Source organism: Formivibrio citricus, from assembly GCF_900115065.1.
GTDB classification, from domain to species: Bacteria; Pseudomonadota; Gammaproteobacteria; order Burkholderiales; family Chitinibacteraceae; genus Formivibrio; species Formivibrio citricus.
On the sequence record NZ_FOVE01000008.1, the window covers coordinates 37,347 to 52,425 of the forward strand.

18 protein-coding genes are annotated in these 15,079 nt (G+C 59.7%); 5 read left to right on the plus strand and 13 right to left on the minus strand.

Going from position 1 to position 15,079, the window contains the following annotated elements; translation table 11 throughout:
• Nucleotides 1-42: 42 nt before the first annotated feature.
• Nucleotides 43-963, plus strand: coding sequence for a LysR substrate-binding domain-containing protein (locus BMZ36_RS06695; RefSeq protein WP_091193189.1), 921 nt, complete (start codon nucleotides 43-45; stop codon nucleotides 961-963).
• 24 nt (nucleotides 964-987) lie between these two features.
• Here BMZ36_RS06695 and BMZ36_RS06700 read toward each other — a convergent pair whose 3' ends face one another.
• From BMZ36_RS06700 to BMZ36_RS06725, 7 genes are all read right to left on the minus strand, one after another.
• Entirely contained in the window at nucleotides 988-1,365 is a 378-nt protein-coding gene (locus BMZ36_RS06700) for an inorganic diphosphatase (RefSeq protein ID WP_091193194.1), read from the minus strand.
• A gap of 163 nt (nucleotides 1,366-1,528) precedes the next feature.
• Entirely contained in the window at nucleotides 1,529-2,002 is a 474-nt protein-coding gene (gene ispF, locus BMZ36_RS06705) for a 2-C-methyl-D-erythritol 2,4-cyclodiphosphate synthase (protein ID WP_091193483.1), read from the minus strand.
• Nucleotides 2,003-2,204: 202 nt separating this feature from the next.
• Entirely contained in the window at nucleotides 2,205-2,882 is a 678-nt protein-coding gene (gene ispD / locus BMZ36_RS06710) for a 2-C-methyl-D-erythritol 4-phosphate cytidylyltransferase (protein WP_091193200.1), read from the minus strand.
• Nucleotides 2,879-3,619: a DNA polymerase III subunit epsilon gene (gene dnaQ, locus BMZ36_RS06715; RefSeq protein WP_091193204.1), complete on the minus strand. Its 741-nt coding sequence runs from the start codon at nucleotides 3,617-3,619 to the stop codon at nucleotides 2,879-2,881. Before dnaQ ends, ispD begins: the two co-directional genes overlap by 4 nt.
• Nucleotides 3,620-3,625: 6 nt before the next feature.
• On the minus strand, nucleotides 3,626-3,841 hold the full coding sequence (locus BMZ36_RS14295) for a hypothetical protein (RefSeq protein WP_143085994.1): 216 nt from the start codon (nucleotides 3,839-3,841) through the stop codon (nucleotides 3,626-3,628).
• 19 nt (nucleotides 3,842-3,860) lie between these two features.
• Entirely contained in the window at nucleotides 3,861-4,304 is a 444-nt protein-coding gene (gene rnhA / locus BMZ36_RS06720) for a ribonuclease HI (protein WP_091193211.1), read from the minus strand.
• Entirely contained in the window at nucleotides 4,301-5,035 is a 735-nt protein-coding gene (locus tag BMZ36_RS06725; RefSeq protein ID WP_091193214.1) for a class I SAM-dependent methyltransferase, read from the minus strand. The genes rnhA and BMZ36_RS06725 overlap by 4 nt, the downstream gene beginning before the upstream one ends.
• Nucleotides 5,036-5,068: 33 nt before the next feature.
• On the opposite strand from BMZ36_RS06725, the gene gloB reads away from it, so the two are divergent.
• The 3 genes from gloB to BMZ36_RS14800 all read left to right on the plus strand — a co-directional run bounded on the left by gloB (nucleotide 5,069) and on the right by BMZ36_RS14800 (nucleotide 7,698).
• The gene (gene gloB, locus BMZ36_RS06730) at nucleotides 5,069-5,821 is read left to right on the plus strand and encodes a hydroxyacylglutathione hydrolase (RefSeq protein ID WP_091193218.1); all 753 of its coding nucleotides are present in this window, start codon (nucleotides 5,069-5,071) and stop codon (nucleotides 5,819-5,821) included.
• Nucleotides 5,822-5,891: 70 nt separating this feature from the next.
• Entirely contained in the window at nucleotides 5,892-7,502 is a 1,611-nt protein-coding gene (locus tag BMZ36_RS06735) for a lytic transglycosylase (protein WP_091193222.1), read from the plus strand.
• 73 nt (nucleotides 7,503-7,575) lie between these two features.
• On the plus strand, nucleotides 7,576-7,698 hold the full coding sequence (locus tag BMZ36_RS14800; RefSeq protein ID WP_281242209.1) for a hypothetical protein: 123 nt from the start codon (nucleotides 7,576-7,578) through the stop codon (nucleotides 7,696-7,698).
• A gap of 7 nt (nucleotides 7,699-7,705) precedes the next feature.
• On the opposite strand, the gene efp is transcribed toward BMZ36_RS14800, so the two are convergent.
• Together efp and earP are read right to left on the minus strand one after the other, a co-directional pair.
• Nucleotides 7,706-8,269, minus strand: coding sequence for an elongation factor P (efp, locus tag BMZ36_RS06740; RefSeq protein ID WP_091193226.1), 564 nt, complete (start codon nucleotides 8,267-8,269; stop codon nucleotides 7,706-7,708).
• Between the two features lie 46 nt (nucleotides 8,270-8,315).
• Nucleotides 8,316-9,437 carry an elongation factor P maturation arginine rhamnosyltransferase EarP gene (earP, locus tag BMZ36_RS06745; protein WP_091193230.1) on the minus strand — a complete coding sequence of 374 codons (1,122 nt, stop codon included), beginning with the start codon at nucleotides 9,435-9,437 and terminating at the stop codon, nucleotides 8,316-8,318.
• A gap of 340 nt (nucleotides 9,438-9,777) precedes the next feature.
• Here earP and BMZ36_RS06750 point away from each other — a divergent pair, with 340 nt between their 5' ends.
• Nucleotides 9,778-11,037 carry an NAD(P)/FAD-dependent oxidoreductase gene (locus BMZ36_RS06750; protein ID WP_091193234.1) on the plus strand — a complete coding sequence of 420 codons (1,260 nt, stop codon included), beginning with the start codon at nucleotides 9,778-9,780 and terminating at the stop codon, nucleotides 11,035-11,037.
• Nucleotides 11,038-11,437: 400 nt separating this feature from the next.
• On the opposite strand, the gene BMZ36_RS06755 is transcribed toward BMZ36_RS06750, so the two are convergent.
• Genes BMZ36_RS06755 through BMZ36_RS06770 form a run of 4 tightly spaced genes read right to left on the minus strand, consistent with a single transcriptional unit; the run spans nucleotide 11,438 to nucleotide 14,976 of the window.
• Entirely contained in the window at nucleotides 11,438-11,896 is a 459-nt protein-coding gene (locus BMZ36_RS06755) for a hypothetical protein (protein ID WP_091193237.1), read from the minus strand.
• Nucleotides 11,877-13,709, minus strand: coding sequence for a radical SAM protein (locus tag BMZ36_RS06760; protein ID WP_218142651.1), 1,833 nt, complete (start codon nucleotides 13,707-13,709; stop codon nucleotides 11,877-11,879). Before BMZ36_RS06760 ends, BMZ36_RS06755 begins: the two co-directional genes overlap by 20 nt.
• A complete protein-coding gene (locus tag BMZ36_RS06765) occupies nucleotides 13,709-14,188 on the minus strand; it encodes a hypothetical protein (protein ID WP_091193240.1) in 480 nt (159 codons plus the stop codon). The genes BMZ36_RS06760 and BMZ36_RS06765 overlap by 1 nt, the downstream gene beginning before the upstream one ends.
• Nucleotides 14,189-14,211: 23 nt before the next feature.
• Nucleotides 14,212-14,976: a substrate-binding periplasmic protein gene (locus tag BMZ36_RS06770; RefSeq protein ID WP_091193244.1), complete on the minus strand. Its 765-nt coding sequence runs from the start codon at nucleotides 14,974-14,976 to the stop codon at nucleotides 14,212-14,214.
• Nucleotides 14,977-15,079 lie beyond the last annotated feature (103 nt).

The window sequence follows — 15,079 nt, forward strand, 5'->3', positions numbered from 1 at the left end:
CAATATATATTTAATTATTGATTAATATAGAAAAACATATAAATGGAACTGCGCCATCTGAAGTATTTCATGGTCGTCGCCGAGGAGCTTCACTTCACGCGCGCCGCCGAAAGACTGAACATCGGCCAACCGCCGCTGAGCCAACAAATTCAGGCGCTGGAAGATGAGCTCGGGGTGCTGCTTTTCGAGCGCACGCGCCGGAAAGTCGAGCTGACCGAAGCCGGAAAACGCTTGCTGACCGGAGCAAAGCGCATCTTTGCCGAAGCCGAACATGCGGTAGAAGAAGCGCGCCGCGCGGCACGTGGGGATGTGGGCGAACTGCGCATCGGGTTCAGCGCCTCGATTCCGTTCACCAACCTGCTGCCCAAGGTTCTGCATGACTACCGCGAAGCCCATCCCGGCGTCGAACTGGTCTTGAGTGGACTGTTTTCCGCCGAACAATACGATGCTCTGCTCGCGGGGCGGCTGGACGTCGGCCTGTTGCGTTACTCCGGGACAGACATTCCGCCCGAAATCGAGCTGCACGAAATCACCCGGGATGCCTTGCGCGTGGTCGTCCATGAAAACCACCCGCTAGCCAAGAACGAGGCCGTCTGGCTCAACGAACTGAAAAACGAAGGATTCATCACCTACCCGCACGACATGGGCGAGCGCTTCAACCTGCAGGAACGCCAGCTTTGCCTGGCAGCAGGATTCGAGCCGCGCGTCGTGCAGGAAGCGCGCGAGGCCACAACCCAGATCGGGCTGGTCGCCGCCGGTTTCGGCGTGGCATTGCTGCCGCAGCCGCTGGAATGCGTCCACATCGATTGCGTCCGCTACCTGCCGATCCGCGACGAAGGTGCCTACGTCACGCTCGCCGCCGCCGTGCGCCGGGGCAACACCTCGCCCCTGATTGCGGACTTTCTCTCGGTATTGCTGGGCTTGCGGGCCGGGCCAGCCGACGGGATTTCATCCCCGACGTAAAAGCATCCGGCATTGAACCCCCGCTCAGTGCCGGACAATCAGCAATCCGCGAATGCATTCGATCCGGTTGTAGATTTTTTCAATCGCCAGCATCTCCTCGTCAGAGCAGTCGAGCAGCAACTTGAGCTCGGCATCGCGCTTGTCGAGGTCGACGCTCGCGATCACGCCGCACACTCGGCAATCCGCCAGCGACTTGCCTTCAGCCGCCACACCCAGCCAGACATCCAGCCCCTCTCCATCAGCGGAAAGCGTTCCTTCCAGGTAACCGTAGTCCAGCGGATAGATGAAATCCGTGAAGCGCGGATGACGGAAGCCACGCGGGCGGTCGATCACCAGTTGAGATTGCGGCAGCAGCGCATCCAATGCCTGCCAGAAATCGTCGCGATTGTTTGTTGTGAGCATTCAAAAATCCTGAAAAAGCTGTTTAACCACAGAGACACAGAGGCGCAGAGAACCCGGAGGGAAAAGCGCTGCAATCCAGAGTCATTGGACGACACCCGATATTTCAAAACCTTCCAGTCTTTGCTTTTCTCCCGATCTCTGTGCCTCTGTGGTGAAATTGTTTTTAGACCGGCAGCAACAGGCAAACCGCCTGCGCTTCGACGGCCAGCGATTCGCCAACCGGGCCGAGCGTTTCGTAGGTTTTGGCCTTGACGTTGACCTGCGCCGGTTCGACGCCGAGGTCGGCGGCGATGTTGGCCACCATGGCCGGAATGTGCGGCGCCATTTTAGGGCGCTGGATCAGGATGCTGGCATCGACATTGCCCACGCACCAGCCGGCCTCGCCCACCCGACGCACCGCCTCGCGCAACAATACCCGACTGTCGGCGCCGGCGAACTCGGCAGCGGTATCGGGAAAATGCCGCCCGATGTCGCCCAGCCCTGCAGCCCCCAGCACGGCATCGGTAATTGCATGCAGCAAAGCATCGGCATCCGAATGCCCGAGCAAGCCCTTCTCGAACGGAATTTCCACGCCGCCCAGAATCAGCCTGCGCCCCTCAACCAGCCGGTGCACGTCCCAGCCCTGTCCAATCCGCATTTTGAATCCTTTGAAAATCGTGTAACTGCCAAAATTGTCCAAAATCCTTCACCACAGAGACGCAGAGGCACAGAGAAAAGCGAGAAATTAGCCCTTAAGTGTTTTACTGCCTCACTCATTGGCTGAGGCAATCTCAAGACATAACGGTTTGAGTTTTCTCTGTGTTCTCTGTGCCTCTGTGGTTCAACCGGGGTTTTAAGGATTATCGGCCCTGCAGAATCAACGCCGCCAGCCGCAGGTCCTGCGGATACGTCACCTTGAGGTTCCACGGGCTGCCCATGACCAATTGCGGCGCCAGGCCCTGCTTCTCAATGGCGCTCGCCTCGTCGGTAATGTCCGGCCCCATGAAGGAAGCCAGCGCCGCGATCAGCTCGCCACGGCGGAACATCTGCGGCGTTTGCGCCTGCCACAGGCCGTCACGCGGTTCGGTGCGCGCGATACGGTCGCCGACTGCAGCCCGCTTCAGGGTATCGGCCACCGGCACGGCCAGGATGCCGCCCACGGCGTCGTCCCGCAATTCGTCGATCATCGCACTGACGTGTTCCGGCTCCAGGCACGGACGAGCCGCATCGTGCACCAGCGCCCAGTCGTCATCCGCCACAGTTGCCACACGCAGGCCGTTCAAGACCGATTCGGCACGCGTCGCGCCGCCGCAACGCAATACCTGCAAGCGCGGAAACTCCGACCAGTCGTAGCAATCCCACCACTCGTCGCCAGGGCTGATCACCACACAAACACGCTCGATTTCCGGTACGGCAGCAAGCGCGCGGACCGTGTGCCAGATCAGCGGTTTGCCCAGCAGATCGAGATATTGCTTGGGCGTGGCCGCCCCCATGCGCGAGCCGGAACCGGCCGCCGGGATCAACGCAAAACAGCTCATGCCGCTGCCTCGACTTGCGGCGGGTTTTCGAGCGCTCGCCACATGCAGGTACCTTTGACGCTCTTGTCCAGCGTATCCAGGTAAGCCGCATGCTCGGCCAGCTCTTCCTCGCTCGCCGGCAGTACTTTCAGTGGCCCATTGGGACGGAAGGCCGTCGCCTGGCCGGCCTCGCCGCCGGAGCTGGCTGCGCCGCCGAAATCGATCAGCAGGCTGTCCTGTCCGCGCGTGAGGCACAGGTAAACCTCGGCAAGCAACTCACAGTCGATCAGCGCGCCGTGCAGCACCCGGTTGCTGCGGTCGACCTCGAAGCGGTCGCACAACGCATCCAGGTTGTTGCGCTTGCCCGGGAACTGGTCTTTGGCCAGCGCCAGCGTATCGACGATGCCGCTGACGTGATCGGTGATCTTGCCAAGCCCCAGGCGCTCCAGCTCCATGTTGAGATAGCCGACATCGAACGGCGCGTTGTGGATGATCAACTCTGCGCCGCGCACAAAATCGAGAAACTCGTGCGCGATGTCGGCAAATTTCGGCTTGTCGGCCAGGAATTCCTGCGTCAGGCCGTGCACATTGAGCGCGCCCTCTTCGCTTTCACGTTCCGGGTTGATGTAGCGGTGCAAATGGTGCTCTGGTGGCGATACCTTGCGGTTGAGCATCTCTACCGCAGCAATTTCCAGAATGCGGTTGCCGTCCTCGACGCGCAGACCGGTTGTTTCGGTATCCAGAATGATTTGTCGCACGGAAACTCAGTCCTTCAGATAATGGTGCAAATCGCCCCAAGGCTTGCCGGCCTCGAGCAGCGCGGCGCGCGGCACGTACTGGAAATGTGCACCGCATGCGCAGGAGATCGATTCTCCCGCCATGAAAGGCGCGTAATTGGCATCTTCCCAGGCCAGATTTTCCGCCTTGTGTTCAGCGCACATGGGGCAATAACGGGGAAGCACATCCGATAGAAAAATCATATTGTCCTCCTCTTTCGGTTCATACGCGGCTCAGGACACCGCGATTGGCCAATTCGTCGGCCCGTTCATTGAATTCATGCCCGGCGTGACCCTTGACCCAGCGCCAGTCGATGCGGTGGCGCTGTTGTGCTTCGTCAAGTTTCAGCCACAGATCGGCGTTCTTGACCGGTTTCTTGTCGGCCGTCTTCCAGCCGTTTTTCTTCCAGCCGTGAATCCAGGTCGTGATGCCGTTCTTCACATACTGCGAATCGGTATGCAGGATGATCGCACAGGGCCGGCTCAGCGTATTCAGCGCGGAGATCACGGCCAGCAATTCCATGCGGTTGTTGGTCGTTTCCGGCTCGCCGCCGAAGAGTTCCTTTTCGTGTCCGTTGCAGCGCAGCAGCGCGCCCCAGCCACCGGGGCCGGGGTTGCCCTTGCAGGCGCCGTCGGTGTAAATCTCGACTTGGGTCAATTGAGTCATTCCGAATCTTTGATGATGGGTGTTTTTTCCGCTACGGCGGCAGGTTTGGCTTTGGCGGAAGGCACGCGTCGCCACTGCGGCTCGATGACGCGCATACCCCTGACGCGCTTGACGACATTGAGGCAATACACGCTGCCCGCTGCCGGCCACCAGCGGTCGCCAGCCAGCTCCAGGAAGCGGGTACGATTCAGCCAGGAGTCCCGTTGCAGCGGCAAGCTGTAACAAAGGTATTCGCCGCGAATGGTTTCCAGCCCCAGCAGGGCCAGCCAGTCCTTCAGCCGTGGCAAGGAAAGTGCATTGCCCTGCCAGGGCGAACCGGCTTCTTCCGCCCCGGGCTTGAAACGGCGCAGCCCCCACAGACTCCAGGGATTGAAGCCGGTAATCAGTAAACGCCCTTCCGGCATCAACACCCGCGCCGCCTCGCGCAGCACGGCATGCGGGTCTTTCACGAAATCCAGCACATGCGGCAACGCAACCAGGTCAAGACTTTGCTCGGCAAACGGTAACTGGTCGGGCGCGCAACGCAATTGCACGCCGGAAGCCAACCCTGCCGTGGCACGCCAAGGCATGCGATTCGTCTGCAGGCACTGGATCTGCGGCAATTCGAGCTGCACCGCGCGATAACCGAATATGTCGGCCGCCTCGCGGCCGAACCATGCGTTTTCTTCGTCGGCCAAATACTGCCCTAGCGGCGTAGCCAGCCAATCGGCAAAATGATCGAGTCGGGTCATTTGGAACCCTTCCGATCAGGGAGCCTGTACGTCATGTTGAGCATCCACCCTCTGCCAAGCCTGGAGACCAATTATATCTGGGTTTTGCAGCAAGGCCGTTCCGCCGTTGCTGTCGACCCCGGCGATGCCGCGCCGCTCGTCGAATATCTGCAGCAAAACCAGCTGGAACTGCGGGCCATACTGGTGACGCATCGTCATGCCGACCACACGGACGGGCTCCCCGCGCTGCACCACGCGTTTCCCGCTCCGGTCCATGGCCCCGCCACGATTCCCGGCGTCACCCATCCGGTCCGCGACGGCGACACGCTCCGCCTCCTCGACCGGGATTGGCGCGTGCTCGCCACGCCGGGCCATACCGACGAGCATGTCGCCTATTATGGCGACGGCGCACTGTTCTGCGGCGACGTCCTGTTCGGCGCAGGCTGCGGGCGCATTTTCGACGGCACACCGCAAGAAATGTACGCATCGCTGATGAAGCTCAACGCGCTCCCGCCGGATACCCTCGTCTATAGCGCGCACGAATACACGCTACCCAACCTGCGCTTTGCCGCTGCCGTGGAACCCGGCAATCCGGTCATCGCCCGGCGCATCGCGCTGGACCAGGAAAAAATCGCCCATGGACAGCCCACCCAGCCTTCGGCGCTTGCAGACGAACAAGCCACCAATCCTTTCCTGCGCTGCGACGTACCCGAAGTCATCGCCAATGCGCGCCTTCACATGCCGCAAGCACATACTCCAACCGAAGTTTTTGCTGCCTTGCGAGAGTGGAAAAACCATTTTAAATAGTGGGTTATGCATTGACGCAGCGCCCTTGCGTCGTTAACATCCCAAGCTATTCAGCACCAAGGGCATCCCCATGAAGTATCGACTGCTTGCCGGATTGCTGGCTACGCTCTGCGCCAGCGCCTTCGCTTCGGAACAAGCCGCCGGAATCAGCATTTCGCGACTTGATTACCAACTCAGCAGCACGGCTCTCACCTTCAAGGAACCCTCCAAGCCCACCCCGGAAGAGGTTGCCAGCCTCTCCAGCACGCTCTTCACCGAGGCACAAGATCAGGCGGAGGAAAAGCAGACGCTGAACATCGCCGATGCCGCGAAGCATCCCGACTTGTGGTCAAGAATCCGCACCGGCTTCCGGATGCCCGATCTCGATTCGCCGACCGTGCGCAAGTGGGAACAGTATTACGCAAACCGTCCGGACTACCTGAACCGCATCATCGAGCGCGGCAGCCGTTACCTTTACCACGTGGTCGAAGAAGTGGAAAAACGCGGCATGCCGATGGAAATCGCCCTCCTGCCAATGATCGAGAGCGCCTACAACCCCAAGGCAGAATCCTCTGCGCGCGCATCCGGAATGTGGCAGTTCATCCCGGAAACCGGCAAGCGCTACGGCCTGGAACGTACCTGGTGGTACGACGGTCGGCGCGACGTAGTCGCCGCCACCTCGGCTGCGCTGGACTACCTGACTGAAATCCACGGCATGTTCGGCGACTGGCAGCTCGCGCTCGCCTCCTACAACTGGGGCGAAAATGCCGTAGCCCGCGCCGTAGCCAAAAACCAGAACGCAGGGCTTTCGACCACCTATTCCGATCTGCGCATGCCGGTCGAGACCGCCAACTACGTTCCGAAGCTGATGGCCGTACGCAACATCATCGCCAACCCTTCGGCTTATGGCATCGAAATCGCCGACGTCCCCAACAAACCCTATTTCAAAGCCATCGAAAACAACCGGCACATGGATGTCAGGGTCGCAGCCCAACTCGCCGAAATTCCCGTCGCCGAACTGCTGCGTCTCAATCCCGGCTTCATGCGCCCGGTCATCGCCCAGAAAGACGAACGAAAATTGGTTCTGCCCGCAGACAAGGTGGAAACCTTCCAGACCAACCTGGCGAAATACGACAAGCCGCTACTTAACTGGCAACCCTATGTCACGCGCAAGGGCGAAGACCTGAGCAGGCTGGCAGGCCAATTCGGCATCTCGCTGGCCGAACTCAAGAACGTCAATGACATTCCAGCCAAGGCGCGCGTTGCGGCCGGCCAGACCATCCTGGTTCCCAAGGTCGAACACCTCGACGTTTCTGACAGGCAGACGCTGGCAGCCCTTGCTTCCAACCGCTTGGCAGACCCAGTAGACCGCGGGGAAAACGACCAACCGAGCGCGGCGAAAAACTTTACGCAGCACCGCGTAGCCCGCGGCGAGACCGCGTTCAGCATCGCCAAGCGCTACCACATCAGCGTCGCGCAGTTGCGCGCCATGAACGGCAAGAAAAACAACCGCGTCGCCGTCGGCGAGACCCTGCGCATCGCCGCGGCACCGGCGCAAACCAGAAAGCAATATGTCGCCAAGCGCGGCGATACGGTGGCAGCCGTGGCCAAGCGTTTCAATGTCGCCGCCGTCGATCTGATGAAGTGGAACAATCTGGAGCACGCCAACCTGCAACCTGGCTCCCGAATCGTGATTCATTGATCCTGTCGCCTCAAACAAAAACGCCACGGCATGCCGTGGCGTTTTTGTTGAGTGCTGTAGATTCGGTCAAATCATGCTTGAACTCGTCACCCCGGCGCAGGCCGGGGTCCAGTGGCTTGATTCAGTGTTGCAACTGGATACCGGCCTGCGCCGGTATGACGACGAAAATTCAAACTTCACCGGACCGGATCAATAAGCAGCGCTCAGTTGGCGCGCTTCTTGAATTCGCCGGTACGGGTATCGATTTCGATCTTTTCGTCGGATTCGATGAACGCAGCCACTTGCAGCTCATAGCCGTTAGCCAGCTTGGCGGTCTTCATTACCTTGCCGGAAGTGTCGCCACGGGCGGCCGGCTCAGTGTAAGCCACGGTACGGACGATGGTGGTCGGCAGTTCAACGGAAATCGCCTTGCCTTCGTAGAAGGTCACTTCGCAGACATCGTTCATGCCGTCTTCGATGAAGTTCAGCGTATCGCCGAGATTGTCCTTTTCCACTTCGTACTGGTTGTACTCGGTGTCCATGAACACGAACATCGGATCGGCGAAGTAGGAATAGGTGCAATCCTTCTTGTCCAGCACCACGACGTCGAACTTTTCGTCGGCCTTGTACACGGCTTCGGAAGGCGCGTCGGTGAGCAGGTTCTTCATCTTCATCTTCACAACAGCGGAGTTACGGCCCGACTTGTTGTATTCAGCCTTTTGCACCACGAGCGGCTGACCATCGACCATGATCACGTTGCCGGCGCGGAGTTCTTGAGCGGTTTTCATGCTTGAGCAGTCCTGTTACAGCGGGTTGGGTTAGAAAAACAACCCGTTATTGTACCTTGCCGGAAACAAATTTGACCAGATTGGCAGCCAGATCCCCGTTCGCCGTCAGTCGGACCACCCAGGCTTGCGCATGCGCCTGCAACAAAGGCAGCGCCACCTCAAACGACGGCCATGCCTTGTCCGCGCTCTCGCCCACGTTCCAGGCCAGCCAGAAATTACGCAAGGACACAGCCGCTTCCGTATCCATCCCGGCAACATAGCGGTCCATGTATGCCGTCAGCTTGTGGTGGTGCGCTTCGTCGTCCTGCGGATAGATATGCCAGACAAACGGACGGGCAGCCCATTGGGCACGCACGAAGCTGTCCTCACCGCGCACGAAATTGAGGTCGCAGCTCCACAACAGGCGGTCGTAGTCGTCCTGCGGCAACATCGGCAGGCAAGTCAGCGTCAGCGCCCCGCTCCGGACGGTCTCTCCGGGATTCAAGCCGGGCGCCGCCAAGGCTTGGCGAACCTGCGGCAACAGACGCCCTTCGGGCAGGAACGCATGCACCGGACGCCCCGCCGCGCTCCAGCCGCGAAGCAACCCGGCCAGCGCCGGGTTCTCATAGGCGAAAAGCGAAATCGCCAGCGCTCCTTCGTTAACCGGGGCAAAGCGCGAAAGGAAAGCCGCACCATCGGCTGGCGACCACTGCGCTCTCGCGGCGCGCATGACCGCCTCGCCTGGCACTCCGCCGGTCCTGCCGGAAAAACCCGGAAAAAAGAAATACTTGGCCAGCCCGGCCTGCGGTGAAACCAGGCCATGACAGCCCTCCACCCAGTCTTCGGCGGAAAGATATTCCAAGTTGATCCAGACCGGCTTGGCGGCACGCATACGCGCTACGTAACCGGGAGGCAACTCGCAGGCAAAAGCCTCGACCACGACATCGGCAGGCTCGGCTTGGGGAAACGGATCGCTCCAGCGGCAAACGATCACGCCCTGGCATGGCTGCTCATCGAGCGCCGGATCAATCTCCGGCTGGATACGCGCAAAACTTGCCAGATCGTCGACCCACAGCCGGACCAGCAGCCCATGCTCCTGCGCCAATTGCCGCGCCAGACGCCAGCAAACGCCGATATCGCCGAAATTGTCGACTACCGTACAGAAAATGTCCCAGCGCCCAATTGACATAAATGAAGTCCGATCAAAACCGATCCCGTGAAGATACCCAAGACGGAGCAAAAATCAATCGTCTCAGAACCTGTTCACAATCTGTCGCGAGAAGCCGTCAGCGGGGTGAAGAGCAGCGCAAAAACCGGAGTGTACAAGGAGTACATGAGGATTTTGAGCAGGGCATGAGCCCCGATCACGGCTTCGCAGCAAGATTGTGAATCAGGTTCTCAGCCAACCCGATCAATATCATGGGTATTTTTGCCGGCCTCTGCGTGACATAGTTGCGCCCGCGCGAAGCGCATTGCTTTTTATTCTCATTTACAATTAGATCAATTGAAAAAGCAACAGCGGAGACAACATGAAAAAGCCCAAAATCGTCATCGTCGGCGCCGGATTCGGCGGGCTGGCCGTGGTGCGCGCACTGCACAAGGCGGCGGTCGACATCGTGGTTATCGACCGCCGCAACCACCATCTGTTTCAGCCGCTGCTCTACCAGGTCGCAGCAGCGATTCTCTCCCCCGCCGAGATCGCTACGCCGGTTCGCAGCCTGCTGGCCGGGCTGCACAACGTTTCCGTGATGCTCGGCGAAGTCAATGAGGTCGATACCGAAGCCCGGCACGTGCAGGTCAACATCGGCAGCCGCACGGAACAGGTCGATTACGATTACCTCGTTCTGGCCACCGGCGCACGGCATGCCTACTTCGGCAACGATCACTGGGAAGCGCTCGCGCCCGGCCTCAAAACCATCGACGATGCCACCGCGATCCGCAACCGCATACTGCTCGCTTTCGAACGCGCCGAGATGTCGAACGACCCCGAGGAAATCCAGCGCCTCCTGACCATCGCCATCGTCGGCGGCGGCCCGACCGGCGTGGAAATGGCCGGAACGATTGCCGAACTGGCGCATGCTGCCCTGAGCAAGGAGTTCCGCCGCATCCACCCGGAACAGACCCGCGTCATGCTGGTCGAAGGCTCGCCTCGCGTACTGGCTTCTTTCCCGGAAGATTTATCCAAAGCGGCGGCAGAATCGCTGCGCAAACTGGGTGTGGAAGTGCTGGAAGGTGCCCGCGTGACCGATTGCAATGAAGCCGGCATCGTCATCGGCAACAAACAGGTCGCCGCCGGCACCGTGATCTGGGCTGCCGGCGTCAAGGCTTCTCCGGCCGCCGCATGGCTCGGCGTGGAAGCTGACCAAGCCGGACGGGTCAAGGTCAAGCCCGATTTCAGTATTCCGGGGCGGGAAAACGTCTTCGTAATCGGCGACACGGCCGCTCAAACCGATGCCACCGGCAAAGCCGTTCCCGGCGTCGCCCAAGGCGCCATTCAGGGAGGGGAGCATGTAGGCAAGCAAATCCTGGCCCGCCTCGCCGGCAAACCTGCGCCCGCGCCTTTCCGCTATTTCAACTGGGGGAACATGGCGACCATCGGCCGGCATTCCGCTGTCGCCGACTTCGGCTGGATGAAAATGAAAGGCGCATTGGCCTGGTGGTTGTGGGGCGTGGTACACATCATGTTCCTGATCGGCTTTCGCAACCGGATCGCCGTGATGCTGCACTGGCTGTGGTCTTTCCTGACTTTCAAGCGGGGAGTGCGGCTGATTACCGGCACCAAAACCTGAAAACCTTGGTCGAACCACAGAGGCACGGAGACACAAAGGGAAAGCAGATCGTTACGACAATGCCGTTCACTCAAACCAAGTGAGTGACATTTTCTTGGTCAGCGTTGCATGCAGCACGCTCCGCCCTAGAAGGCGCCGAGAAGCACAGCAAGACGCGGGAATTCGGCGAGCACTGTTTGAGGCCGCAGGCCGAGTTGCGCAGCCGCCGCGTCTTGCGAGCATCGCAGGGAACCCCGCAGGGGCGCCGGAGTGGGCTCGCCTTTGGGGTGAAGGGGTATTTGGCGAGACAAATACCCCTTCCTGCCTGCCGGGCGGAACCGGCTGTAAATCCCGCGCCGCAGGCGCATGAAAATCCTTAAATGAACGGCATTACGCCGTCACGGCAAGCGCAAACGGCCCATCACCCGTTGTTGTTATTATTGTTATTGTTGTTGTTATTATTGTTGTTATTGTTGCTGTTCCCGCCCTGGTCGCGCTTGTTCTGCCTGGCCTTGGCATCACCGTCGGCATACGCCGTTGCCGCTGCACCCAGCGCCAGCCCGCCAGCCCCCAGCATGACGGTTTGCCCGGTCAGGCAGTACATCTGCGGATCGATTGCCGAGATTTTCAGCCCGTCGCACCAGACGGTCTTGTCCTGCGTTGCCTCCGCGGCAGCATGGCTCGTCAACACCCGGCCATTGCGGTAATAGAACAGCTTGTTCTGGTTGTAGACCACGTAATCCCGCCCGGCCTTGCCTTCGGCAAAACGGCTGACGATATCTTCTTCCACCTGCGTGCGCGCTTGGCCGTCTGCCCAATGGCACGCATCCAGAAAACGCTCGACGGTAAACGCGATTTTTTCAAGTTCCTGGGCGTTCATCCGGCATCCTCCGCGGCAGGTAATGGAATTCAAGGTTCTGGAACGGCAGGTTCACTGCCTGGATATGGTAGAACGCGTTCGCTTTCTGCTTCTGGTAATGATACTCGCGCAGGTAAAGCGTGGTCACGAACAGGTTGTTCAGTACACCTTCGCGGTACAAACCGGCATGCAGATCGACAATGCCGGACAGATCAACCATCACGAATTCCGGGCCGAAGCGGTCGCTGGGCATGAGGCAATTGGCATAGAGCTGGTAGGTGAACAGGTGCTCCTGCTTGGTGCGGCGCTCGTCGCCATATACCACCGGCGTATCGCGCAGCATCTGCAGATACAGCGTATTGCGGATCGGCTCGTCGCATCCGGCTTCGAACACCGACTTGCGCACGTGCAGCACCAGCCGCTCGCCCGCCGCCAGCGTGTACCAAGTTGCGTGCGGCTTCAGCAACTGCGAAGTCAGCGCCACCGTCTCATTGGGCAACTCCAGAATGAAGGCATCGTCGCTGTAGAGCGTCTGCAAAACCGGGTCGGACTCGATCAGGGATTGCAGCGCGTTCTTGTCCTCGTAAAGATCGCGCGGCAGCACGACGGCGGGCGCCGGTTTCGGCAGCGGAATCTCGCCGGAGACGACCAGATGCGGATGCATGCCCTGGGCATACTCGCGCGCATACGCCTGCTGCCCGTCCGGACTGGCGGGCGGGAAGCTTGCCGGGTTGTCGCGGTAGATCGCTTTCTGCAACTCGCAGGTATAGGAGCGCCCGCAGCCGCTTTGCCGTTTCACCACCGGGCAACCGGTCCGGCACAGGTGCAGGTATTCGCAGTGGCGGCAAGCTTCGTCGAAACCCTGTTCCTGATGCGCGAGACAAATCTTGCGCGCGCCGGCATCGAGCACCTCCCCGACCGGATCGGTCAGCAGGTTGCCGTAATGGAATTCCTCGAGCCCCTGCCCGCGCACGCAGGAATACACCGCACCATCGCTTTGCAGCAGGTAGAAGCGTTCGCCGCAGTTGAAGGCATTGGTGCAGTAACTCGGCTTGAATTCGTCGAACCAGTTGCGTCGCAGCCCGTCTTCGAGTTCGGTGCCGGTGAATTCGCGGTTCAGCGCCTCGTAGAGCGCCAGTTGCAGGTCCGGCGGCACGGGCTGCAACACGTCGCCGCCCTTGGCCGCGCTGTTCAGCCCCGAGGCAAAGGCGAACATGATGTTGAAGTTGTTCATGTCGAAACCCAGCTCGCGGTGGATGAACCAGATGTCGTCGATGAACGCAGGAATGTCCGCCAGGTGTTCCCGGCACAGGGTGGCCGAAATTTTCTTGGCGTGCGGATATTTCGCCAGCAGCCGGAGGTTGTCGATGGCCCGGTCCAGCCACGGCTTGCCGCCGCGCGTGGTGCGGTATTGTGCGTGCATGGCCAGCGGCAGGTCGATGCTGGCGCTGATCGAGACCTTGTGCCGGTCAAAGAGGTCATACAGCGGCGCAAACGTGTAGAGATTGGTCTTGATGTGCGGCGCAGACTTCTTGTGGCCCAACGCGGCAATCGCATCGAAGTGCGCGAGGTAATGCCTGCGGATGATCGTAAAGAGTTCGTCGAGCACTGCTGCCGGCAGCGTCGTGACTTCGCCGCCGTGCAACGAGACGTTGAACGCCAGTACGCCAGCTTCGTCGAGCCGGGCCAGCGCCGTGCGCAGCGTGGCCGCCGCGCGCGCAGCATCCACCTTGAGCGCGGCTTGCGTGGTCTGCTCGCCCAGATAGCAGTAGCGGCAACTGAGATTGCAGCACAACGTCGGAACGTACAACAGATGGATCGGGCGCAACGCCATCAACTCCGCCCTTGGCCGCTGGTCACGATTTCAACCTGCGGCGCCGTTGCGCTGACCTTGGCGACGATCTTTTCCGCCACCTTGAAGAACTTGGCAGCCGTGTTGGCGGCAACCTTGTGCGCCTTGCGCGCATTGGTCGGGAAGTTCTTCTGCTCGATCAAGAGCGAGCGACCGGAAACGGTCTGTAGCAACAGTGTGCCTTTCTCATATTCGAGCGTGATCCGGGCCAGGTTGTGATAGTAAATAATCGAAGCACCGCAGATCAAATAGCGCGGCCCGATGTAAAGCTTGGCCGCATTCAGCCTGCGGATGGCGATGATGATGAGCGGGACCAGCACCAGCATGCCAAATGGGAAAAAACGCACGACGCAAAACAGCACAAGCACCGCAATTGCCAGGTATTTCAGCGCCCTCATTGCCGTGAACGAACCCGCTTCGCGGTGTCTGTACTTGAAGACTGCGAAGGTCCTGTTTTCCATGCGGCTCCTTGAGTTGACCATCGTCATACCGGAAGATAATGGGCGCGGATCCGCTTCAGTTCGCCGGATGTATCAAGCTTCTTCAGTGCTGCGTTGATGCGCTTGACGATTGCCGGCGAAGCTTTTCTGGAGAACGCGGCATGCATGCCCCCGACCTGGAAGCGGATTGGCAAAAACTTGACCTGATCCTGGATTCCCAAGGCGGCGATGTCCTCTACCATATTGAAATCGGTGCCATACACGAAACGCCCGCGTCCGGCGATCAGCTTGCGCAGGTTGGCCACGCTGGAATTGGAATTATCGTCGATGATGAGCCCACCCAGCGATTTCAGGTACTCGGGCTGCGCAGCCTTGGCCGCCGTAATCACGATGCCATCCCTACCCAGCTTGCGTACGTCATCCCAGTTGTTCACCACAACCGGGTCATCCGCACGTACCACCAACACCTGCGCGCTCGGATAAAGAATGGTATCGGACAGGATAAAGGTCGCCATGCGCCGCTCGTTCTTCATCAGCCCCCAAGCCACATCGATTTCACCGGCTTCGAGATCGGTCTCGATTCTGGCCATCGACCCCTTTCTCTCCAGGCCGATGAATTTGAGTTGCGGGTCAATTCTTTCTATGGCGCGGATGATCTCAAGACAGATACCCGGTTTGACCGGATTCTCCCCGTTGAATTTTCCGCGATAGCCTTCCTGCGCAATCGTCCTGACCAACAGAGGCTGGGCGCTAACCAAGCCTGCCAAAACAAAAAACAGCGCACCGGCAATTACCTGAGTCAATCGCATGTTGAAACGCCCCCCTCTTGGCTTCGACAGCAGCTTTCTGATTTTTATTTATTTTATTGCAAACATCAAGTTAAAACCTCTGGCCGTAAGAAATCATATTTCA